At 42.7% G+C, this 21,507-nt stretch carries 19 protein-coding genes, 7 tRNA genes and 1 pseudogene; 9 read left to right on the top strand and 18 right to left on the bottom strand.

Going from position 1 to position 21,507, the window contains the following annotated elements; translation table 11 throughout:
- Window positions 1-134 precede the first annotated feature (134 nt).
- Window positions 135-2,183: a UvrD-helicase domain-containing protein gene (locus WC788_08020; protein ID MFA6097539.1), complete on the bottom strand. Its 2,049-nt coding sequence runs from the start codon at window positions 2,181-2,183 to the stop codon at window positions 135-137.
- Window positions 2,184-2,785: 602 nt separating this feature from the next.
- Between WC788_08020 and WC788_08015 the strand changes: the two genes are divergently transcribed.
- Window positions 2,786-3,838: a LysM peptidoglycan-binding domain-containing protein gene (locus WC788_08015; GenBank protein ID MFA6097538.1), complete on the top strand. Its 1,053-nt coding sequence runs from the start codon at window positions 2,786-2,788 to the stop codon at window positions 3,836-3,838.
- A gap of 281 nt (window positions 3,839-4,119) precedes the next feature.
- Here WC788_08015 and WC788_08010 read toward each other — a convergent pair whose 3' ends face one another.
- Entirely contained in the window at window positions 4,120-4,413 is a 294-nt protein-coding gene (locus WC788_08010) for a hypothetical protein (protein MFA6097537.1), read from the bottom strand.
- A gap of 609 nt (window positions 4,414-5,022) precedes the next feature.
- Between WC788_08010 and WC788_08005 the strand changes: the two genes are divergently transcribed.
- Window positions 5,023-5,096, top strand: a tRNA-Val gene (locus WC788_08005).
- A 181-nt stretch (window positions 5,097-5,277) separates the two neighbouring features.
- On the opposite strand, the gene WC788_08000 is transcribed toward WC788_08005, so the two are convergent.
- Both WC788_08000 and WC788_07995 read right to left on the bottom strand, forming a co-directional pair.
- Window positions 5,278-5,556, bottom strand: a complete 279-nt coding sequence (locus WC788_08000) for a GIY-YIG nuclease family protein (GenBank protein MFA6097536.1) — start codon at window positions 5,554-5,556, stop codon at window positions 5,278-5,280.
- A 282-nt stretch (window positions 5,557-5,838) separates the two neighbouring features.
- On the bottom strand, window positions 5,839-6,585 hold the full coding sequence (locus WC788_07995; protein MFA6097535.1) for a ZIP family metal transporter: 747 nt from the start codon (window positions 6,583-6,585) through the stop codon (window positions 5,839-5,841).
- 305 nt (window positions 6,586-6,890) lie between these two features.
- On the opposite strand from WC788_07995, the gene WC788_07990 reads away from it, so the two are divergent.
- From WC788_07990 to WC788_07965, 6 genes and pseudogenes are all read left to right on the top strand, one after another.
- Window positions 6,891-7,841: an RluA family pseudouridine synthase gene (locus WC788_07990; protein MFA6097534.1), complete on the top strand. Its 951-nt coding sequence runs from the start codon at window positions 6,891-6,893 to the stop codon at window positions 7,839-7,841.
- Window positions 7,842-7,992: 151 nt separating this feature from the next.
- Window positions 7,993-8,370: pseudogene (rplS, locus tag WC788_07985) on the top strand (50S ribosomal protein L19).
- A gap of 230 nt (window positions 8,371-8,600) precedes the next feature.
- Window positions 8,601-8,683 (top strand) — tRNA-Leu (locus WC788_07980).
- 96 nt (window positions 8,684-8,779) lie between these two features.
- Window positions 8,780-8,853, top strand: a tRNA-Val gene (locus WC788_07975).
- A gap of 40 nt (window positions 8,854-8,893) precedes the next feature.
- A complete protein-coding gene (locus WC788_07970; protein ID MFA6097533.1) occupies window positions 8,894-9,253 on the top strand; it encodes a four helix bundle protein in 360 nt (119 codons plus the stop codon).
- Window positions 9,254-9,295: 42 nt separating this feature from the next.
- Window positions 9,296-9,368, top strand: a tRNA-Phe gene (locus WC788_07965).
- A gap of 97 nt (window positions 9,369-9,465) precedes the next feature.
- On the opposite strand, the gene WC788_07960 is transcribed toward WC788_07965, so the two are convergent.
- Both WC788_07960 and WC788_07955 read right to left on the bottom strand, forming a co-directional pair.
- A tRNA-Gly gene (locus tag WC788_07960) sits at window positions 9,466-9,537 on the bottom strand.
- Between the two features lie 84 nt (window positions 9,538-9,621).
- Window positions 9,622-10,059 carry a VTT domain-containing protein gene (locus WC788_07955; GenBank protein ID MFA6097532.1) on the bottom strand — a complete coding sequence of 146 codons (438 nt, stop codon included), beginning with the start codon at window positions 10,057-10,059 and terminating at the stop codon, window positions 9,622-9,624.
- 221 nt (window positions 10,060-10,280) lie between these two features.
- Between WC788_07955 and WC788_07950 the strand changes: the two genes are divergently transcribed.
- Window positions 10,281-10,865, top strand: a complete 585-nt coding sequence (locus tag WC788_07950; protein ID MFA6097531.1) for a hypothetical protein — start codon at window positions 10,281-10,283, stop codon at window positions 10,863-10,865.
- A gap of 57 nt (window positions 10,866-10,922) precedes the next feature.
- Here WC788_07950 and WC788_07945 read toward each other — a convergent pair whose 3' ends face one another.
- From WC788_07945 to WC788_07890, 12 genes are all read right to left on the bottom strand, one after another.
- A complete protein-coding gene (locus WC788_07945) occupies window positions 10,923-11,918 on the bottom strand; it encodes a lysylphosphatidylglycerol synthase transmembrane domain-containing protein (protein MFA6097530.1) in 996 nt (331 codons plus the stop codon).
- Between the two features lie 333 nt (window positions 11,919-12,251).
- A tRNA-Leu gene (locus tag WC788_07940) sits at window positions 12,252-12,335 on the bottom strand.
- Between the two features lie 102 nt (window positions 12,336-12,437).
- Window positions 12,438-12,512, bottom strand: a tRNA-Cys gene (locus WC788_07935).
- A gap of 221 nt (window positions 12,513-12,733) precedes the next feature.
- Window positions 12,734-13,345, bottom strand: coding sequence for a uracil-DNA glycosylase (locus tag WC788_07930; protein ID MFA6097529.1), 612 nt, complete (start codon window positions 13,343-13,345; stop codon window positions 12,734-12,736).
- A 132-nt stretch (window positions 13,346-13,477) separates the two neighbouring features.
- The gene (locus tag WC788_07925; protein ID MFA6097528.1) at window positions 13,478-14,779 is read right to left on the bottom strand and encodes a hypothetical protein; all 1,302 of its coding nucleotides are present in this window, start codon (window positions 14,777-14,779) and stop codon (window positions 13,478-13,480) included.
- A 7-nt stretch (window positions 14,780-14,786) separates the two neighbouring features.
- Entirely contained in the window at window positions 14,787-15,656 is an 870-nt protein-coding gene (locus WC788_07920; protein MFA6097527.1) for a deoxyribonuclease IV, read from the bottom strand.
- Window position 15,657: 1 nt separating this feature from the next.
- A complete protein-coding gene (locus WC788_07915; protein ID MFA6097526.1) occupies window positions 15,658-16,194 on the bottom strand; it encodes a hypothetical protein in 537 nt (178 codons plus the stop codon).
- Between the two features lie 13 nt (window positions 16,195-16,207).
- Complete coding sequence (locus WC788_07910; GenBank protein ID MFA6097525.1) at window positions 16,208-17,203, bottom strand: bifunctional oligoribonuclease/PAP phosphatase NrnA; 996 nt, start codon at window positions 17,201-17,203, stop codon at window positions 16,208-16,210.
- 60 nt (window positions 17,204-17,263) lie between these two features.
- Window positions 17,264-17,602 carry a 30S ribosome-binding factor RbfA gene (rbfA, locus tag WC788_07905; GenBank protein MFA6097524.1) on the bottom strand — a complete coding sequence of 113 codons (339 nt, stop codon included), beginning with the start codon at window positions 17,600-17,602 and terminating at the stop codon, window positions 17,264-17,266.
- Window positions 17,603-17,619: 17 nt separating this feature from the next.
- The gene (gene infB, locus WC788_07900; protein ID MFA6097523.1) at window positions 17,620-19,422 is read right to left on the bottom strand and encodes a translation initiation factor IF-2; all 1,803 of its coding nucleotides are present in this window, start codon (window positions 19,420-19,422) and stop codon (window positions 17,620-17,622) included.
- A gap of 130 nt (window positions 19,423-19,552) precedes the next feature.
- Complete coding sequence (locus tag WC788_07895; GenBank protein MFA6097522.1) at window positions 19,553-20,056, bottom strand: DUF4446 family protein; 504 nt, start codon at window positions 20,054-20,056, stop codon at window positions 19,553-19,555.
- Window positions 20,057-20,145: 89 nt separating this feature from the next.
- Window positions 20,146-21,429, bottom strand: a complete 1,284-nt coding sequence (locus tag WC788_07890) for an O-antigen ligase family protein (GenBank protein MFA6097521.1) — start codon at window positions 21,427-21,429, stop codon at window positions 20,146-20,148.
- Window positions 21,430-21,507: the final 78 nt, after the last annotated feature.

Here is a 21,507-nt window from a genome sequence, read left to right as displayed (position 1 = left end):
GTGTCACTTTCTATATTTATCATATGCAATCATTATACAACATGCCTATCGCAAGTGGTACGGGCGGCAATTCATCCCTGTGGGTCTTTAAGGACACCACAGGGAGTTCTTGCCGGAAGTCTTAAAATTTAAAATTACCAAATGTCAACGCTCTCCTCCTCATATCCCTCATCCCGATAGCCGTCATCGGTTGCATCCCGGAGATAACTATATCCCTGATTCTTCATTTCGACAAGGTGCTCGGGTATGTCGGTGATGAAACGGGAAGGATTGTTGATCTGTGTCGAACCGTATATCCTGCGCACCCTGGCATAGACAAGATAGACCCTGCTTTTCGCCCTGGTTATGCCGACATAGCAAAGCCGGCGTTCCTCTTCCATCTCCGCCGGGTCATCAATGCTCCTGGAGTGGGGAAGAAGCCCTTCTTCCATCCCGATCATAAAAACCGTATCATATTCAAGTCCTTTTGCCGAGTGGAGCGTCATCAAAGTGACGGATTTTTCCTCGTCTTTCACATTATCAAGATCCGTCGCGAGCGACACTTCCTCCAAAAACATCCTGATCCCGTCCTTCCAGGGAAATTCATTGTATTTTCCAAGAGCGGTATAAAGCTCTTTCACATTTTCCCATCTCACTTCGCCTTCTTCCGTCCCATCGCAGACATATTTCTGATATTCCGCTTCTTTTATCACTAAATCTAGAAATTCCAAAGTTTTTGTCTTCTCGTTCTTCGCCTCCATCTTCCTGACGGACCGTGCAAAATCCTTCAGCGCTTCCATCTTGTTTTTCGTTATCCCGGCGCCCGAAAAGCTCTCGATCGTTTCAATAAAGCTTTTCCCGCTTTTCCTCGCTTCCATCGCAATTTTGGCTAAAGTGGCTTTTCCGGCGCCCCGCTGAGGAATATTCACGATTCGTTCAAAGCTCATCACATCGAACGGGTTCTGGATAAACCTGAGATAGGCGACAACGTCCTTTATTTCTTTTCGAAGGTAGAACTTGATGCCTCCGACTATTCTATACGGCACGTTATATTTCAGGAATGCTTCTTCAATGGACCGCGATTGGGCATTGGTCCTGTAAAGTATGGCTATATCGCTGAGCTCAACCTTATTTCCATAGCTTCCATTGTATAGCTTTGCGATCTCGCCGATCACAAAGTCCGCCTCGCCCTTCTCATCAGCCGCCTCATAGGCCACAACCTGGCTTCCTCCGCCTCTTTCCGTCCAAAGTTTCTTGTCCTTCCGGTTGATGTTCTTTGAAATGACGCCGTATGCCGCATCAAGAATGAGCTGGGTCGAGCGATAGTTCTGCTCGAGCTTCACGACTTTCGCATCGGGATAGTTCTTCTCAAACTCCAGAATATTGGCGATGTCCGCACCTCTCCACCTATAGATGCTCTGCCAGTCATCTCCGACAACGCAGATGTTCCCGTGAGCCCGGCCCAAAAGATCGATCAGCCTGTATTGGGCGAAGTTCGTGTCCTGATATTCATCCACCATGATATATTTGAAGACCGACTGATATCTCTTCAGAATTTCCGGTTTGGTCTCGAAAAGAATTATTGTTTTCATGATGAGGTCGTCGAAATCAAAAGCGCTGCTCGCGTGTAAGCGGTCCTGATAGATGGCATAGATCTTTGAGAGGTTCTCGCTTATGTAGTCCTCGGCCATATTTTCGCACTCTGAAGGCTTTTTTAGCTCATTTTTCGCGCTGGATATCCAGTTCCGGGCAAAGTTCGGATTCATTTGTTCTTTGCTTATATTCAGCTCTTTCATAGCCGTTTTCACGAGCGCCAGCTGATCATCCTCGTCGAAAATGACAAAATCTTTCTTGAATCCCAGACTTTCAGCCTCGGCCCGGAGTATCCTTACGCAAACGCTATGGAAAGTCCCGATCGTGGGAACGGGCGAAAAAAGCAGGGGCGTATTGAAGCTGAATCTCGGGTATTCGATCTTGAGCATAGGCCTGATCCTGTCCTGCATCTCCCGCGCCGCCTTGTTGGTGAAGGTCACGGCCAGAATATTCCCCGGTTTGGTTATTCCTTTTGCAATGAGATATGCCACGCGATGCGTCAAAACCCTCGTTTTCCCGGATCCCGGCCCGGCAATAACCAAAACCGGACCTTCCGTTGAAGTGATGGCCTCAAGCTGACGAGAATTTAGGTCTCTGAGCAAGTCATTCATAGTTATTCTTTCCTTTAAGTAAATTATTGGATCATAACGGTCAGCTTCCTTTCAAAAGCAACTGTCAGATGCCTCTGACTAAGAGACTAAGAACCTAAAAAGCTGACAAATGTTACAACTTATTCTATCACAATGATCCAAAAAAACAAAAATGGGATAACTTTCCGACGCACGATTTTCTTCTATTTATCAACTTGACATGATCTCCTATATTTTATATAATATAGATGTGACACTAAATTCTATTGACACCAGAACATTCTCATGGTAAATTGGTTAATGTGAGTAACTGGTTAATTTCTAAGCTTTTTGCCGATTGACCCGAGAAAGCCATTCAGCATGGAACTTCAGGATGCAAATTGGGGTTATAAAGCATTAAGTTTGCAGGAAATACACGAATTAATGTTTCTATCAACAACCTAGAGCAGAATGAAAAAACCCTTCAGATTAGCCAAAAAGAAGGTGTTTGGATCATAAGGCCTATTTATAAGCTGCTGTCTTTCTGTAGAAGCCATATTACTGTCGCATCAGTAATTTTTTTGTTGTCTTCTGTTGTTGTCACAAATATCTATACAAACGATAGCGACCTGCAGAACGAAAGCATGCTTTTCAGGTTCCTTGACGGAAAAGGAGGCTCTGATGACAGTGGAAGCATAGTGGTCAAAAGCCTTGAGGTTAATGCCGAGGATCAATCCAGCTTTGTTTCCATGGCAAAGATCGCCAGCGCCGACCCTAATTTTCTGGTAAATATGACCAATTCTACGACCGACCAAGCCGACTTGGATTCAAATACCCTTGCCGTATTGGTCGACGATGAAGAAGATCCCGCTGAAGCCTTGGGAGATCCGATCCCAATTATCCAGGGAAACTATGTTATGGCTCCGGCAAGCTTTTATGACGAATCACAGGCCAATCTCAAATATGGAATTTTCAAGTACACCGTCCAATCGGGAGACACTCCAAGTTCGATCGCAACTTCTTTCGGCGTTTCGACATACACCGTCCTTTGGGCGAACAATATGAAGGTTGGAGACTATATAAGGCCCGGACAGGACCTTGAGATCCTGCCCGTAACCGGCGTGAAACACATAGTAAAAAAAGGTGATACGGTTGAGAAGGTCGCAAACCTATATAAAGCAGATAAGGACGAGGTCATTGCTTTCAACTCTCTTCCCGCAGACGGAATATTCCCCGAAGGATCCGAAGGGAAAATGCTTATAGTTCCGAATGGCGAGACCGCAGCCCCCTTGAAGCCAAGAGTAGTCGCTCCACCGAGGGACTCGAATGAGAGAAAAGTGGTTTCTACGGCAAAATCATCCTCGACATTCAAGAACCCTTTGGGAAGCCACAGATTCGTCTTTGGACAGTGCACGTATTATGTCGCAAGCAAGGTTTATGTTCCATGGAGCGGACATGCGAAATCATGGCTGACAAATGCCCGAGCATTCGGATATGAAACCGGAAAGACCCCGGTCGTAGGCTCGATCATGGTGACGACCGAGAACAAGTGGTATGGCCACGTGGCTTTGGTTGAAGGCGTAAATGGCGACAAGGTGACCATCTCCGAAATGAACTATGTTGGCTGGAACAGAACCAGCGTCCGAGTCCTCGACATCAACAGCCGGGTCATTAGAGGCTATATTTATATGAAATAAAGTCCCCTCTCGAGAGGGGGTTGGGGGTGTGTTATTAGAGTTCTATTGCTATTCGGCCATAAAGGCTGTTTTTTTGTACATGCCGATAGCCCCCTCCTTTGACAAAGGAGAGTTGGGGTGGATTTTGTAATTTATTAATTGCCCTCACCCGGAAATCCCCCTTAATCCCCCTTTTGCAAAGGGGGAAATAGTTATACAATTCAATCAATCACATTATTTACATTTCCCCTCAATAAAAAAATCCCAAGAAGACTCTTGGAATATACAAACCGTATTAAATTCTATTCTTCACTCCAGAAATAATGAGAATTCCTGCTGATACAATTCTCTAACGTTTTTATGTGTTTATTATAATTTAGAGATTTTGGATTAGCGAGAAACTGAAGGGGACAGTATGGATAAATCCCAGTGTGACCGTAACCGATCTCTACTATTACCTCATCTTCTGTGAAAGCTTTTCCTGAATTTCTCCGTAAAAAATCAATATTCTTATCATCCCATTCTTTTTGAATTTTTGTCCATTTTTCACGATTTTTCGATTCCTCTTCTTTTCGTTGCCCAAGGTCTACTGGCATTTTTGTATTCCTCCAAAGTTTTCTTTGTCTCAAATGTAACACGAAATGCGGCAATGTCAAGGATTTGCATTTCAATATAGCGCAATCCTTTTTTTCTGTCACTCTGAGCTTGTCGAAGAGTCCCGTCATATAAGGCATTCTTTTCTTCCACGGGATCCTTTTCCGCCAATCGGCGGATCAGGATGACATTTTCGGACAGTCTGATCCACGTAATAGACTGACCTAAAAAAATGGATCCCGCATTCCTCCTAATGCGCCTGCCGGCAGGGACAGGCAAGTGCGGGATGACAAAGTGAGTATTTTCATGAAATTGCCGTTCTGTAATTCCCTGCACGTTGAATGCTACCCGTAGTGACAAGTCGCGACTTGTCACTACCTTCATACATAATGTTATTCAACGACTTAATGCATAAATGTTATAAGTTATGAGTCATAAGTTATATGTTATTTAACGTCTTGCGCTTTTTGGGATTTCTGATAAGCTATAGAGGTAAAATAAAACTGCAAAATGAAAAAATAAACATCATTAGTTGCTGAGATTTGACACAAATTATCAAATTTTTCCTATTTTACTTTTTCATTTTTAGTTTTCAATTTTTCATTTTCCCAGGGCTCGTAGCTCAGTTGGTTAGAGCGTTACCTCGACACGGTAAAGGTCAGAAGTTCGACTCTTCTCGGGCCCACAAGATTAACTCACGGCATGATAATAATAATAAAACACCCGCATAGGGCGTTTTTTTTAAATCACAAACCACACAATAAACAAATTACAAACAATTTCCAAAGCATTACACTTTATAGTATTATCCCCGAACCAAATCCTGTCATTCTGAATGAAGCAAAGCGAAATGAAGAATCCCGCATTTAAACCAATAAATCCATAAATTCGGGATTAGCGCTCTTAATCAGATCTATCTTTTTCTTTCTTGTCCATCCTTTAATTTTCTTTTCGGCGGCAATTGCTTCTCCTGGAGAATTAAATTCTTCACAATACACTAATTTATCAACATTATATTTTTCTGTAAAACCTTTAACTAATTTGTTTTTATGTTCGAACATTCTTCGATTTATGTTATTTGTAATGCCGGTATATAAAACTGTATTTCTGCTGTTCGAAGCTATATAAACATAGTATTTATTCATACTATATTGTCTTGAGGTATTGTAAAAGCAAATATCCCTTCTATGCAATACTTGTCACTCTGAGCCCGCTCGCCTCGCTGTCAACCTTCGGCGAAGCGGGTCGAAGAGTCCCGTTACATAAGGCGCTATTTTTTTCTACTGGGATTCTTCACTTCGCTCCGCTCTGTTCAGAATGACAATGAGTCCATTTTTTTTGAACGTGATATCCATATTTAAATACGGGATCATCCATTTGTGCTTTGTTTGGAGTTTGTAATTTGGAATTTGTGCTTTTATGTGGGATTATCCCGGAAACACCTCTTTCACAAGAGCGATCACCAGAACGCCGAAGAACAGCGCCAGGGATTGCACGATCATCTTTGCGCTTTTTCTCTCTTTGTGGATCTCGGGGATAAGGTCTGCAGTCGCAATATACACAAAACCTCCGCCTGCGATCGCAAGAATGAATGGTATGGATCCCTTGATCGATGAAGCAAAAATAAAAGTTGCCAGAACTCCCAAAATTGCAGTCAGGGATGAAACAAAATTGAAAAATATCGCCTTTCTCCTCTTCATGCCACCGTGTATCAGAATGGCATATTCTCCGATCTCCTGCGGAATTTCATGCGCCATAATGGCAATCGTCGTGATGATCCCGATCTCTATGCCGGAAAAGAATGCCGCCGCAATGAGCGCGCCATCAATGAAATTGTGGAATACGTCGCCGATTATGTTGAGATATGTTTCCGGATGATAGTGTTTTTCACATTCATCATCATGGCAATGATGCCAGTGTATATATCTCTCAAGAACAAAAAAGATCAGCATTCCGATCAGCACATATGAAAACACTCCCGTTCCTCCGGTTTCAACCGCCTCGGGAAGGACATCGAAAAACGCGGCTCCGAGAAGCGATCCCGCGGCAAAGGAAACCATTGTAGGAATAATACTATTCAAAGTTTTGTCATTGACAAACAAGGTGAAAATTCCGATAAGCGAAATTACGCTTACCGCCGAAACTGCTATGATCGCATAGATTGGTTCATTCATTTTTTTGCGTTAGATTATCTATATTGTATATTTATTGCTGATTATTTGCAATGCATCGCATCCGTTAGACTGCGCATGAATTATGATATATAATCATAATAGTTTATATATTAGAACTTCGCGCTTGATCGTCATTTCGACTGAAGCGAGACGAGATACGAGCGAGCGAAATGGAGAAATCGCTCTAATGTGGATATCGCTTTATATTCCTCTTTGTAGCCGAAAGAGGGATCTCTCGACTTCGTCTTGTCGCTTTCGCTTCAATACCTTGCTCGAGATGACACCTAAGTCCTATATGCATTTATATGGAAGCAAACAGGATAATCAAAATTACTGAGATACAATCCGATCAGAGGATCGACAAATTCCTTGCAGAACAATATCCTGGCAAATCCCGCGTTTTTTGGAAAAACCGCATCGAAAACGGCTGTGTTTTTGTGAATGGAAAAACCGCAAAACCGACATATAAACTTAAGACTGGCAACGAAATTTCTATTGCACCGGAAATTGAATCGGAAACGTCTCCGGCCGCAAAACAGAAATACGAAACGCCGAAAATAAATATCATCTATGAGGACAGCAACGTCGTCGTTCTCGACAAGCCTGCCGGGATCCCGGTTCATGAAGCCTCGTCATACAAGGGGGCGACGGTCGTCGATTTTCTGGTTGAACATTTTCCCGGAATCAAAGATATCGGAGAAGACAAGACCAGGCCGGGCATAGTCCACAGGCTGGACAAAGACACTTCCGGAGTCCTGATCTCTGCAAAGAACAATGATGCTTTTCAATTCCTGAAAAACCAATTCAAGAACAGGCTCGTCCAAAAAACATATACCGCGCTTGTTTATGGAAGCGTTCCGGATGACCATGGCGCCATAGACCTTTCGATCGGAAGATCCAGATCAAACCCGAAAATGCAAACTGCCATCGACTCGAAAAAGAAGACGGACATAAAAGCCAGAGAAGCACTGACAATTTATAACGTAAAGAAAAGATTCAAGGATTACACTCTCCTTGAAGCGATCCCGAAAACCGGCAGAATGCACCAGATAAGAGTTCATCTCAAAGCTCTTGGCTTCCCGATAGCAGGGGATAAGAAATATTTCTCGAAGAAATATGCCAAAATCGAGCCAAAACCCGAGAGACAATTCCTTCATGCCGGCAAACTGGAGATCGAACTTCCCGCTCTGGGAAAAAAGACGTTTACCTCCGAAATTCCTGAAGATCTTGCGGAATTCCTTGATAAAATCTCATGAAATCCCCAATCCTTGACTAATTTATAATTTTCAAGTAACATAAAGTAGTCAAAACGCTAAATATAGCGTAATGTCTTTGAGTTAAAAAAGAGATCATTTTCATATCCAATACTCGAAGAAAAGACAATTTACTAATATCATTATTAATAATATGGCAGTTACACTACAACAGTTCAACCAAAGCCGCACCAGGACAGATATGCCGGATATCAGACCGGGACACATCGTCAAAGTCTACCAGAAGATATTCGAAACCAAGGAAGTCGGCAAGAAAATGGAAACGAAGGAAAGAATTCAGGTCTATGAAGGCCTTGTGATCGCAATGAGAGGCAGAAAAGGAATAAACGCAACTATAACGGTCAGAAAGATCTCTGACGGCGTTGGCGTCGAAAGGATCTATCCCTTGAATTCTCCTGCAATCGAAAAAATAGAACTCATCAAAACGACAAAAGCGAGAAGGGCCAAGCTTTATTATATGCGCGACAGAGTTGGAAAAGCGACTCAACCGAAAGGCGAACTGATCAAGAAGGAAGAGAAGCCCAAAGCAAAAGCTCCGATTGAAGCAAAGAAAGAAGAAAAGGCTGAAGCTCCGGCAGAAACGAAAGCGGAAGTGAAAGCTGAAGCGAAAAAGGATGAAAAAGTTGAAGCAAAGACAGAGAAGAAGGAATAAATATTACACAGTCAAAATGTAAAAGGTAGGTTTTGTTTTGCAGATATCCTAAATTTTACATTTTGATGTTTACATTTTTATTTTGAAACGCCGGGGTGGCGGAATTGGCATACGCAGCAGGTTGAGGGCCTGTGCTCGCAAGGGCGTGAGGGTTCAACTCCCTCTCTCGGCACAAAACTAACGGAAAACTAATAACAAATAACCCATAACGGAATACGAAAGCCCCTGAGCGGTTATTAGTTATGAGTTATAGGTTATAAGTTATTTTGGACGCTTAGCTCAGTTGGCTAGAGCATCTCGTTTACACCGAGAGGGTCGGGGGTTCGAATCCCTCAGCGTCCACAAAATCGACAGAAAACTCATAACTTGTAACCCATAACTGATGGAAGCCTTCAGATTTCTAAGGTGGAAGGTATATCAAGATGCCAGAGAACTTTTTCAGATTGTCATAAAAATCGTTTCCAAACTTCCAAATGGACTAAGACATGAATTAGGAAACCAGCTTACAAGATCAAGTTTCTCAATAGTTCTGAATATAGCCGAAGGCAGTGGTAAAGATTCCGACAAAGAATTAAACAGATATTTCGATATCGCAATAGGATCTACAAATGAAACTTTGGCGGGACTGGATGTTTTGCGACATAATAAAATAATATCTGAAGAAATGTTCGAGAAATTGCTGAAAAAATGCGAAAGTATTTCCAAACAATTGGGAGGATTCAAGAAATATATTAAGAAATGATTTTTGTTATCAGTAATAAGTTTTGTGTTATTAGTCAATTCTGCCGAGGTAGCTCAGTTGGTAGAGCAAAGGACTGAAAATCCTTGTGTCGGCGGTTCAAGTCCGCCTCTCGGCACAAACAAAAAAACGGCCTGTTTCAGGGCTGTTTTTTCATTATCCGTCCGCCAAGTTTGCATTATCCGTCTAGTTCAAAACTTTCGGAGAAATTTTTGAGCGGGTGATGGGATTCGCACCCACGGCCTTCTCCTTGGCAAGGAGACGTTCTACTGCTGAACTACACCCGCAATATCTACCTAGACAGAATATCACATGTATTTAATAATGCAAGGGGAAATAGACGCTAACTGGCGCATAAACTGAAGATAAGGTCACACGAGATATTTGAAAATATAGGCGATCACGGCAAACCTTAAAAGCGTTCCAACATAAGTCATAATCGAAAAAACGAGAAAATTGACCTTAAATATGCCGGCAATCGCCACAAAGGCCTCGCCAATAAAGGGGAGCCAGGCGAAAAAAAGAGCAAGGGATCCGTATTTTTTAAAGAACTTCTCTGCCTTCTCCATCTTGCTTTTCTTTATTTTAACAACCCTATCAAGCAAAACCTCTCTTCCAAAATAACTTACCAGATATATCGAGCAGAATCCCGAATAGCTTCCCAGGGATGCAACCAAAACGACAGTCAACGCATCAAAACCCTTTAAAACTAGATAAATAACGACTCCGTCGGATGTCATTGGAAAAAAAGAGGACGAGAGAAGACTGGAGATGAACAATCCTAAGTATAAATTGAGATCTGGAGGCATATAATTTTTAAAAATTCATTGATAAAAATATTAACAAGGCATTTATATTAAATTATTGCACACTTATTGAAATTTCTCAAATATTTTTGGATATTTCCTGTGCTTTTTAAATACCTTTATGCTCCCTGGCGCCCCTGTCTCACTATTGACAAAATATTATTTATATGATAGAATAAGGCGTAATTCCTATAAAGGAATTTTTTAATTGGCTAATACAATTTATGAGTAAAGGTTGGATCGCCGACCGAGTCAATTTTTCGCTTATTATAGCCATTTTGGCCATAGTAAGCATCACATTGAACTCCACCAGTCAGCAGTACGAAGTGGTAGAAGCCAAAACAAACACCAAAACAAACGACACTAGCCTTGAAAAGAAAAGTACATTAATAAATTCGCCAATATTAGCAGTTCTTGCCGACGCGAATACGATTTTGCCGGCAACAGATATAATTGTTGAAAACTCAAACACGGAGATCGTCCCGAAAGAAGAGATGGCACCCGAAGCCCTTAAGGTTGCAAAGAAGCAATGGGTCACGGTAACCGCATATTCTTCGACCGTGGACCAGACTGATTCCTCTCCCTTTTATACAGCGAGCGGAACACATGTCCACAATGGAACGATCGCGTCAAACTTCCTTAAGTTTGGCACAAAAGTCAGATTTCCTTCCGTATATCCTGACAGGATATTCATTGTTGAAGACAGAATGAATGTCAGATTTAACAGCAGAGTGGACATCTGGTTTCCAACAAGACAAGAAGCGAAAAGTTTCGGCGCAAAGCATCTGGAAATCGAAATACTGCAGTAAGACGCCGGAATATACAAAAACAACTCCTTTAGAATGGGTTGTTTTTTGTTTGCCTTCTTAATCTTTTCTGTGGAATATGTTGAGAATGAATCTGTGAAAATCGCTCAGTTCCTGAGGAGCCTGCTTGAATTTATCCTTTATGTTCTTGACCTCAAAATATACAATTGCGAAAAAGCCTGCGATAACCGTCAGTATGTTCACAAGCCTGAAGATCAGACTGAAAGTGAATCCATTGCCCCCTCCAAGCGTCAGAAGGTCGAATATGAAAGTTATGGAAGCCTCCATACTTCCCAGCGATCCGGGGATCGGAACAAAGCTTGCCAGTGTTATGATGGCAAATATGGAGATGGAACTGAAAACCGTCACTTCTGCCCCCAAATACATTGCAAGCACCCACACCACCACAAGATAGGCAGCCACTTCCGCAACCGCAAGCATAAACACCTGGAATAGCGCCTCTCTCTTATTTCTGAAAAAATCGGAAATTATCCTTTCGGTGTTATTTATGCTCTTTTCCTTGTTTCTTATATACCGGATCTTATTCAGCCTGAAAGTGTTTATTATAAACATGAAAAAGCCTTCCTGGCCCGGAGTTTTGGAGATCACTCTATTATAAAATATATGAAGAACGATTATGCCTATGATAATTATCGCCCAAAATCCATAAGTTATGCCCCTCGGAAGTGAAAAATGGTCCGCTAAAAACAAAAATCCTATTATCATCAATAGGAGAAGCGAGAAGAAATAGATCGTCTGGTCTATGACCGCGGTCGCAAGCGACTTTTCCCAGCTCAGTCCTGCGCTTTCCTTCAACATATAGACCCTTATCGGCTCTCCGCCCACCATAACAGACGGAGTTATATAACTCATGGTAAAACCCGCGAGCTTGGCTATCATTACTTTTGAAAAATCTATCTTGCAATTTTCCTGCGCCTCGATCACGATCTTCCATCGCAAAGTGGAAATCAATATAGCTGCCACAAAGTTGGCGAGGAAAACAATTATGATCGAAGAGGTTGGAAAGAAAGACAGAGATTCCAATATACTTCCAATTCCCGCTTGCTTTATTGAAAAAACAAACAGTATCAAGCCTAAAGACAATGAAACTATGTAGAACGTCGATTTTCGCATCAGCTTATAACTTATAACTCATAACCTGTAACTTGTAACAGAATTGAACTTTTGTTATAAGTTTTGGGTTATCAGCTATCAGATGTTTGCTTAATAAGTATCAGATTAGGATTTTCTCAATAGAGCCATTATCTCTCTGGCATAAAATCTGAATCTTAAGCTTCCTGTATGTTTCGCTAAACGTCCAAAATAACTCATTGACTAATAACAAAATCCCGTCATTAGTTATCAGTTATAGATTAGTAGTTAATTTTGTGCCGGGGGAGGGAATCGAACCCTCATGACCTTGCGATCGACAGATTTTAAGTCTGTTGCGTCTACCAGTTCCGCCACCTCGGCCAAATAAACTTATAACTCATAACTAATGACCTGTGACGCGATAGAAATTTTTTGAATTTTCTCCGGTTTTCAGTTATATGTTATGAGTTTTAAGTTAATTCTTGGAGGCCAGAATGGGAATTGCACCCATGAATAACGGTTTTGCAGACCGTTGCCTTACTGCTTGGCTATCTGGCCATTTCTATGCGCTTCCTGCGATGCTTTTAACATATTATAAGTTAACATAAAATATAGGCGCGGTCAATAAACCGCTTCTACTGTATGTTTGAATTTTGAATTTCCAATTTTTCCCTCCGAGACGAATCAGCCTTGGGCTGAGAATCAACAAATAATTCTTTATGTTTTAAAATTAATTCATTGAGTCATTCATTAGAAATTAGAAATTAGAAATTTTTCGCCTACGTCCCCATCTCATGCTTCTCTATGGCGGATTCTCCTTTATCTTTCGATCTATCGGCATTTTCCGAATCGATAAGTTTCAGGATCTTCGGTATCTTTTTGAAATCCTTCTCAAGATCTTCAATGAGAGACCTTCTATAAAGCGCGGCCGCCGGGTGATACACGGGAAAATAAACCCGCCCACGGTACCTTTTCGGTTTTCCATGATCCTGCGATATCCGGAGTCCGGGAAGGAATCTGTCCATAGAATGCCTTCCGAGAAGAACCAGCATCTTGGGATCGATCAATTTCACCTGCTCGTCCAGCCAGTTCCTGCATGCCTCGACCTCTTCGGGAAGGGGATCGCGATTCTGAGGAGGACGGCATTTCACCACATTTGCGATGAAGACATCCTCTCTCTTGAGCCCGATCGATCCTATCATCTTATCCAGCAGTTTTCCCGCAGCCCCGACAAAAGGACGCCCGAGCTCATCTTCTTTCTGGCCCGGCCCCTCGCCGATGAACATGATCTCAGCCTTCAGGCTCCCTTCTCCCGGAACAACATGAGTTCTGGTCTTTGAAAGTGAACATTTCTCGCATTTCAACAATTGTTCTTCTAATTCTTTGATCATATTTAAACGTAACTATAAACTCAAATTTCCAATTTTGAATTTTGATTCAATTTATCAATGTCCTAATTCACAATTGATAATTGTTTTATTGAAAATTAATGAAAATTGAAAATTGTTAATTGAAAATTATCCCTACCATCTTATCCCCACATCCAATCCGTCTTTCGCTTTTCCTATAAGCGCCGATTCGGACTGTAATTTATAATCGCCAAGCATGGTATCGGCATAAAGAGGATCTTCTGAAATATTATTCTCATCCAAAACACACTCCCCAAAACACAAAAAGTCATTTTTGTTGTTCCATATGTCGTTATAACCTATCAGGACGTTTCGACTGTTTTCATCCGCAATAATTCCCGCGCAAAGTTCGCAGATCCCGTTATCGGTTATAATGTTGTTTGAGATCTCACAGGATGATCCGCTTATATTGATCCCGTAGGTCGCTCCAAGATATGTCTTGTAGTGATTATTGTAGCTGATATCATTATGTTCTATGTCGGCATGAGAATTATAAAGATCTATTCCGATCTTGTTGTCGGTGATCAGATTGTCTATAATGACCGGCTTGGTCTTTGACTCTTCCGGAGGAGCAACCCGCTCGTTGTCCTGCCCGGAATCCAAAACCGCCCTGTCATCCTCCCGGACTGCGTCATCTGTTTCATCAGAAACGACATCCCCGGTCTCCTTCTCTTCAATAAAATTATAAACCTGTACGCCCTTGCTCGAATTCCTGATGATGTTTTTCTGGATCACCGGACGGGATTCTCCGCTAATATAGACTCCAAACTCGTTCTCGGTGATAAAATTGTCATGGATCCAGGGAGATGAATTTTCGATGGAAATGCCGCTCAGGCTTTTCCCGGCATTCTTTATCGTAAAACCGGACAGATATGTCCTCGGATCGCGAACGCTTTTGAATGTAACGGTATTTCCGAGATTATTTCCGTCGATGACGGTCGTTTGCGCCCCCGCGCCCTCCAGGCTCACTCCGTTCTTCATAATGATATTTTCCCCATATTCTCCCTCGGCCACCCTGACAATGTCTCCCCGGTTCGCACTATTGATAGCATCCTGGATCTTCTTATGATCGGCCGGCACGTTTAGCGTTCTGGCCTCCACTTTTTTATATCCGATCATATCCTTCACCCATTTGGTCGCTCCGGCATCTCTGTTTTCGCCATCCACATTGTTTATACCTGCATCGCTATCGATATCTTCAACGACAACAGCGTTTGTGGCAGGAGACACCTTCACTACATCCTCGTCTGTACCGGAGCTTTTTACAGCCACGCTTTCCAAAACGGGGCTGTTTTCTTTTGTCTTTGTGGCAGGACCATCGCTTTTTCCATATGCGAAAAAAGACGCAGCAATAATCACCGGAAACAAAATTATTATTGCATATTTTGCTTTTTTACTGTGAAAGATTTCATTCATGTAATTTTTATCTCAGTTTTTTTATTATGCTCCTTAATTTCCCGATATCCTCTTTCTCTTTGCCATTTGGCGTTTCAATTATAAGATCCATATTCTTGAGCCGTGCATCGTTCAAGATCGCTTCAAATCCGGCTAGTCCAATTTTACCACTTCCGATGTTGTCATGTCTATCGACATGGGAACCGAAATCCGCCAATGAATCGTTGCAATGGATCAACCCCAGCCTTTCCAGTCCGATCATATTGTCAAAGCGGTCAAAAGTTTTTTTCACGGCCTTCTCATTCCTGAGATCATATCCCGAAGCAAAAGCATGAGCCGTATCAAAGCATACGCCCAATTTATTTTTCCTGACCTCTTTTTCCGTTTCTTTTATAAAATTCGAGATCTCTTCAAAACTGTCTCCCATGATCTCGCCGGCACCGGCCGTAATTTCTAGCAGAAGCACCGCTTTGAATTTTGTTTCCTTTTTTGAGGCAGGGGAATGCCGGAATATTTTTACCAGTCCCTGGACAAGTTTCTTGTCCGCCTCAGCCTTTCCAAGCTCTCTGGCGGAACCCAGATGCGTAACGACCGCCTCCGCGCCGATCAGATCCGCAACCTCAAGCTCTTTTCTGATGGCAGATATGGACCCATAATAGATCCGATTGTCCGTTGACGCTAGATTGATATAGTACGGCGTGTGTATGTAGCATCCTTTCAGCTTATATTTCTTGCGCTCTTTTTTGAATTCATCAGCTTTCTCCTTTGAGATGTCTGCCGCCTTCCCTCCGTGAGGAGATCTCGAAAACATTTGAAAACACTCACAGCCAATAGTGTGAGCTCTTTTGGGAGCTTTCCCGATCCCTCCCTCGATGGATATATGCGCTCCAAAATTCATGTCAGCAATTTACTTTGCAATATTTTTTAACAAGTTTGTGCACTTTTTTTGCCATCTCGTCCTTATTCTTTTCCTTGTCGGCGATCTCCATCAGCTCCCTGAAAAACGCGTCCGACTTAGGATAGCTGCCGTTATGGCTTACCATATATTCCAGATGACTGAGCTTGTATGTCCTGACTTTCTTATAGGGAACCTTAGTCGGCTTTGAATTGTAATACAGACAGAGCTTATAGCACCAGAATTCGAAAATATTCCGGTCAAGAAGTCCTTTGCTGAAAAAAAGATATTCATTCGTCATCAGATTCCAGAATCGGAAATACCATGTCGCCACCTTTTTGGATGTAATGCATTCCTCAGACTCCAATATTATACGGTCATATTCCTTGGTGAAGGAATTAAGAACATTGATCGCGTTCGCTTTTTGCCCCACCTCGATGGACTTCGCCGCTTTCCTGATTTGAAAATACGAGAAGAATACTCCCAAAATTATTGATATGCTGGTTATCATATCGATAAGCTCGCTAAGCTCTCTGTTCATTTTGTTTTATGATCTATTGATTATTGGCTATAGGATCTTTTTTTGTTTCCAGGATCATTTTGGTTATCTTTTCAATGCTCTCCTTGATCTGGCCGTCCATCTCAAATCCGGATGCCAGCTTGTGGCCTCCGCCGCCCAGACTTTTCGCTATCCTTGATACATCTATGCCTTTATATTCCTCGCTTCGAAGACTGCCCTTCAGTTTGTTTTCGCCATATTCCGTCAGAAACAGCGAGAACTTGGAATCGCTTATGGTGTTTATGGTGCTCACGAGCCCCGAAAGTTCCTCCTGGCTGACATTGTTTTCTTCAAGGTCTTTCTTTGATAGATACGAAACCGCCATGCCTGTCTCCTTATCGGTCTCGATCCGGCTCAGGGCCTTTCCCCAAAGTTTTATGGCCGGCATTGTCCTGTTCTTGAATATCTGCTTGGCTATTTTTTCGGACCTTGCGCCTTTTTTCATCAGTTCCGCGGCAACCTTCAGTGTCTTCTCGTCGGTATTGCTGTGCTGGAAGCTTCCCGTATCGGCGAATATTCCGGTGAAAATGCAGTTCGCAATATCTTTCGTTATCTCGATCTTCAGTTCTTTCAGAAGGCAGTAGATCATTACAGCCGTTGAAGATGCCGTGGGATCTATCACTTTATGGCAATTTCCTATGCACTCATTATTTTCCGATCTCGGGTGATGGTCAATGATGAGAAGTTTTTTGTAACCTTCGAAAACTTTGCCGGACTCCTTTATTCCGGTCCGGTTCAGATTGTCACAATCAAGCAGCACGATCAGGTCATATTCCTTTGGCTCGATGCTGTTTTTTATCATCGATAACTCCGGAAGGAAACCGAATACTTTCGGAACCGGGTCCTGGGAAAAGCAGGTTATCGTCTTTCCAGGAATATTAAGCGCGATCCCTAATCCCAAAACAGACCCAATAGCATCCCCGTCGGGATTCTTATGGGCCATAATCAAAATATCCTTGCTTTCCTTTATTATTTTTGCCGCTTCATTCATCCTTGAGTTGATTACGATCTAAGAGCCGGACGAACGCGCCGTCAGGTTCTCAAGCCGCGATCACTCTTCCTTGCTTTTTCTGATGAGCCTTTCTATTTTCTCGACATATTCCGCGCTTTCATCAACCCTGAACCTGATCTTCGGAACTGGTTTCATGGAGAGTTTCTTGTTTATGATCTGCTGCATCGCATATATATTTTCATTCAGAGCCTCCAGCGCCGCTTCCCTGTTGCCTGAAGGATAAACGCTGATGATAATATCGGCATATCGAAGATCGACGGACACTTTAGCCGCCACAACCGTGACAAGAGTTCCGGCCGGAAAGTTTATGTCTTCCAGCATGATCTCGGCAACCTCTTGTTTTATCAGTTCATTCACTCTTATGATCCTTGCTTTCATAGATAGATGGTATGATATTATAGTTTTCCTTTTCTTTTTTCTTCTTTATAAGCTTTCAGAACGTCTCCGATCTCAACCAGCACATTTCCTTCATATGTGATTCCCGCATTGTTTCCGGCCTTAACTTCATCTGCCACTTTCTTGTTATACTGGAGCTCCTTTGCCACTCCTTTTCCGATCATTTCTCCTTTACGGAAGACTTCCAGCATGGATGCTTTCTCGATCTTTCCGTTCTCAACTTTTGCGCCAAAGATTATATTGGCGATTTTTGCCGACTTCTTCCCGGACTTGAACATCGCAATGACCTTGAGATTTCCGAGGTCCGTCCTGACGGTCTCCGGTTCGAGAAGTGATGCCAGTTCTTCTTTTGCATCATTTACCAACTCGTAGATTATATTATATATCCTGATCTTAACTTTTTCTTTTTCCGCGAATTTTTTAATATCGGAACTTACATTTATATTGAATCCCGCAATTACCGCCTTTGAAGAACGCGCCAGTTTGATATCGGTCTCGGTTATATTCCCGACTCCAGCCTTCAGCATCTGAATTATGGCATTTTCATTTCCAACCGTTTCGAGTATTCCCGTAATGGCCTCAAGCGAGCCTTTCGTGTCCGCTTTGATTATCAGATTGAGCTTCTTTACCTGGTTGGATTCGATCTTCTCTTTCATCTTTGCGCTCGTGACAGGCCTCGATTCCATTTCTCCTTTGTTCTTTTCCAGGAATTCTTTCACTTTTTTCTCTGCAATAAATCTGCTTTCTTCGGCCATAAGAAGCGATCCCGCCCTTGGAACTCCGTTCAGGCCGATAACCGTGACCGGCGCCGAAGGCAGAGCCTTTGTGATCTTTTTTCCGGCAAAATTGGAGATCTTTTTGATCCTTCCCCACGCGCCGCCTGCGGTCACATAATCTCCTTCTTTCAATGTCCCGTTCTGGATCAGGACCTTTGCGACAGGCCCGATCTTCGGATCAAGGTTCGATTCAAAAACAAATCCCTCCGCCACGGAATTCGGATTTGCTTTCAGCTCTTCCATATCCGCACTGAGTATGATCATATCCAAAAGCTGATCTATTCCTTCTCCGGTCTTTGCGGAAATGTTGACGCAAACCGTCTTTCCTCCCCAATCCTCGCTAAGCAGGTCTATCTCCGCAAGCTGTTTCTTCACCCTGTCTATATTGGCTTCCGATTTGTCGGTCTTGTTCATCGCAATGATGATCGGAACCCCCACGCTTTTTGCAAAATCGATGGCCTCGATGGTCTGCGGTTTGACTCCGTCATCCGCCGCAACGACAATGACCGCAATATCGGTTATATACGCACCCCTCTGGCGCATAGCATGAAATGCCTCATGTCCCGGGGTATCGAGAAAGGTTATCAGTTCTCCTTTTTTCTTCACCTGATATGCGCTGAAATGCTGGGTGATCCCGCCGAACTCGCTGCTTGCAACGTTAGTCTCGAGGATCTTGTCAAGCAAAGTTGTTTTTCCATGATCAACATGACCCATGACAACAACGACGGGCGGCCTCTTTTTTCCTCCCTTTCCGGTTTCCGTCTTGAGTCGCTGCCTTCTTTTGTCCATCTCCGATCTTGCTCTTGCAAGTTCGAAATTGAAATCGTCGGCAATAATAGATGCCGTGTCGAAATCAAGAACCTCGTTTATATTCGCAAATATCTTATTCCTGATCAGCACCGTAATGAGCTCGGTGGGCTTTATGTTCATTTTCAAAGCAAGATCCTTCACTGTTATATTTTCAGGGATCTCAAGAATGGTTTTTTCTTTTTTTTCGTCAAGTTCGGTTTCTTCTTGTTTGATCATTATGGGATTTTATTTGATTTAAGCCTCCAAACTCTCTTATCCGACGTTAGTGCCATTATCACCTTACCGGCAAGATATCAACGACAGACCTGCCGGCAAACCACTTTCTGAAATAACTGAACGAGTAGAATTAAGCTATGTCGGTACTGGCTAATTTAACCGCTTCCTCTTCTTCTTTACTGAGCCTGTATTCGGACTTTCCGTCTTTCAACGCCTTCGAATACACCCTGACGCCATCTCTCGCATAAAGACTAAGTATGATAACACCGCTAAGATGCTTGTCAAGCAGAGCTATCGCAAAGCTCTGGTTTCCTCCGACCTCGGCAAACGGATTGAATCTGACCACTCCCACTTTTTGTATACACAAATCCAGCTTTTTCTTCATGTCGGCATTTTCAATAAACATCTTCTCCATACTCACCTTCGCCTCATTCGCATTCTTTATCTGATTGAATATTATCTCTTCCAGGTCCTTTGCTTCCTTGCTCTCAAAAAAGACCCTGCTGCGCTTCTTTATCTGTGAAAGATTCCTTTGCAGATATATATTCCAGGCCAGAATTACCGCTGAAAACGCCACCAGTCCAGCAACTATGACCCCCTGATTCTCCTTTAGACTATCGATTATTCCTGACATTTATTTTGATTAAAATTTACTTTGGCATAAACAAAAAAAGCTGCCAATTAACTACAACAATAATAACCTTATTGCAGCTTAAAGTCAACCTAAAAAGCGCCTCGGATATGTTTGCTTTGGCCTTTTTCTTCGAAACCCGGCTTCATAGAGCATGCAATGCCCAAAACAAGCCAGAACATGACCGCAAGATCGTTCTTCCAATAGGTCGTATCGATCAGGCCATGGATGAGGACATAGACCATGAGCAGTTTTGAGATATCGGACCTGTTGTCTTTTCCGAAGAACCAAGACAAGAGAAGCAAAAAACCCGCGAAACCGACCAATCCTGTCTGAAGGTAGAAATCCAGAAATATATTATGGGGCTGGGAAACAGCCCACTCCAGATAGGGATCTTTGAACCTGCTTTTTATCGAAAGATATTTCTCCTGGAAGGTGCCGGGCCCGATCCCGACGACCGGACTTTCTTTTATCATTTCCCAGGATGCTTCCCAGATCATAAGCCGGGAATGAAACGATGATCTCCCTCCTGAATTCTCGATTTGAACCATTTTCCCATATACCAAAAAAACACCAAAGGACAGAATGGCCAGAAATACCAGCACATAGCCTGATCTTTTCTTTGCCCGGACCTCTGCAAAAAAGCGTTTGCCGAACATGCAAAACAGACTTGCCGATATTCCCAACAGCGATCCGAACGAATGGGTCAGATATAATGAAATTGATATGACTATTATGGCCAAAGGAGCTAAGCTCCCGATCAGGAGCTTAGCTCCTTTTTCAATGTCTTTTGAAAAACTGCTTTCTTTTTTCAGAAAGAACCAAATTGCGATCAGCAGCGACGGAGCGAGATACATCGCCAAATGGTTCGGCGAAAGATAAAACGCCTTTACTCTTCCGTCAAACGTGAGGTTTCCGGCCAAATAATAACCGATTCCCGCGACCGCGACCGTAAATCCCGACAATGTCCAGCTGAGTAATACTTTTTTTATGTCTTTTTCATTTCTGATACACGATACAAAAATCAAAAAAACAAGAAGCGGATCGAAAAACCATCCCTTCACGATCCCCAGACTGGTCCGAAGATCATCCGAGAAAGCGGCAGATATCAAAAGCCCCGAAAAAAGCAGGACGATGCCATAGGACAACCTTTGTTCGTTTTGTACTAGAGAGGTCATCCGGCCGAAACGGTTTTCTTTTTTGGTTTCGCCCAGAACCCAGACAAGAAAAAGAACATATATCATGGCCTCCAGAAGCGTTGACGGGATGCCGAAAACGGAAAAACGCACCAGATATAGTGGCATGGAAAAAATAACGAGATATAGGCCGTATCGGATATCAAATATGCTTGACTTGCTAAATTTCAAAATTGACATAATTGTTACTATATTTGTTTCAACCGATGGATAATCGCTAATTTAAAATGTAAATATCAAAAATAAAAATAATCGACA

The sequence above is a fragment of the Candidatus Paceibacterota bacterium genome, from assembly GCA_041661265.1.
Lineage (GTDB): Bacteria > Patescibacteriota > Minisyncoccia > JAHIHE01 > JAGLIN01 > JBAZUT01.
This window is presented reverse-complemented; position numbering and strand designations above follow the sequence as displayed.

Bases quoted from the DNA above. Each gene is read 5' to 3' on its own strand.
- WC788_07910 (MFA6097525.1), bottom strand. From the start codon at position 17,203: ATGAATGAAGCGGCAAAAATAATAAAGGAAAGCAAGGATATTTTGATT.
- WC788_08000 (MFA6097536.1), bottom strand. From the start codon at position 5,556: ATGAATAAATACTATGTTTATATAGCTTCGAACAGCAGAAATACAGTT.
- WC788_07925 (MFA6097528.1), bottom strand. From the start codon at position 14,779: ATGAATGAAATCTTTCACAGTAAAAAAGCAAAATATGCAATAATAATT.
- WC788_07930 (MFA6097529.1), bottom strand. From the start codon at position 13,345: ATGATCAAAGAATTAGAAGAACAATTGTTGAAATGCGAGAAATGTTCA.
- WC788_07995 (MFA6097535.1), bottom strand. From the start codon at position 6,585: ATGAATGAACCAATCTATGCGATCATAGCAGTTTCGGCGGTAAGCGTA.
- WC788_07920 (MFA6097527.1), bottom strand. From the start codon at position 15,656: ATGAATTTTGGAGCGCATATATCCATCGAGGGAGGGATCGGGAAAGCT.
- WC788_08020 (MFA6097539.1), bottom strand. From the start codon at position 2,183: ATGAATGACTTGCTCAGAGACCTAAATTCTCGTCAGCTTGAGGCCATC.
- WC788_07915 (MFA6097526.1), bottom strand. From the start codon at position 16,194: ATGAACAGAGAGCTTAGCGAGCTTATCGATATGATAACCAGCATATCA.
- WC788_07890 (MFA6097521.1), bottom strand. From the start codon at position 21,429: ATGTCAATTTTGAAATTTAGCAAGTCAAGCATATTTGATATCCGATAC.
- WC788_07970 (MFA6097533.1), top strand. From the start codon at position 8,894: ATGGAAGCCTTCAGATTTCTAAGGTGGAAGGTATATCAAGATGCCAGA.
- rbfA (MFA6097524.1), bottom strand. From the start codon at position 17,602: ATGAAAGCAAGGATCATAAGAGTGAATGAACTGATAAAACAAGAGGTT.
- WC788_07955 (MFA6097532.1), bottom strand. From the start codon at position 10,059: ATGCCTCCAGATCTCAATTTATACTTAGGATTGTTCATCTCCAGTCTT.
- infB (MFA6097523.1), bottom strand. From the start codon at position 19,422: ATGATCAAACAAGAAGAAACCGAACTTGACGAAAAAAAAGAAAAAACC.
- WC788_08010 (MFA6097537.1), bottom strand. From the start codon at position 4,413: ATGCCAGTAGACCTTGGGCAACGAAAAGAAGAGGAATCGAAAAATCGT.
- WC788_07990 (MFA6097534.1), top strand. From the start codon at position 6,891: ATGGAAGCAAACAGGATAATCAAAATTACTGAGATACAATCCGATCAG.
- WC788_07950 (MFA6097531.1), top strand. From the start codon at position 10,281: ATGAGTAAAGGTTGGATCGCCGACCGAGTCAATTTTTCGCTTATTATA.
- WC788_08015 (MFA6097538.1), top strand. From the start codon at position 2,786: ATGCTTTTCAGGTTCCTTGACGGAAAAGGAGGCTCTGATGACAGTGGA.
- WC788_07895 (MFA6097522.1), bottom strand. From the start codon at position 20,056: ATGTCAGGAATAATCGATAGTCTAAAGGAGAATCAGGGGGTCATAGTT.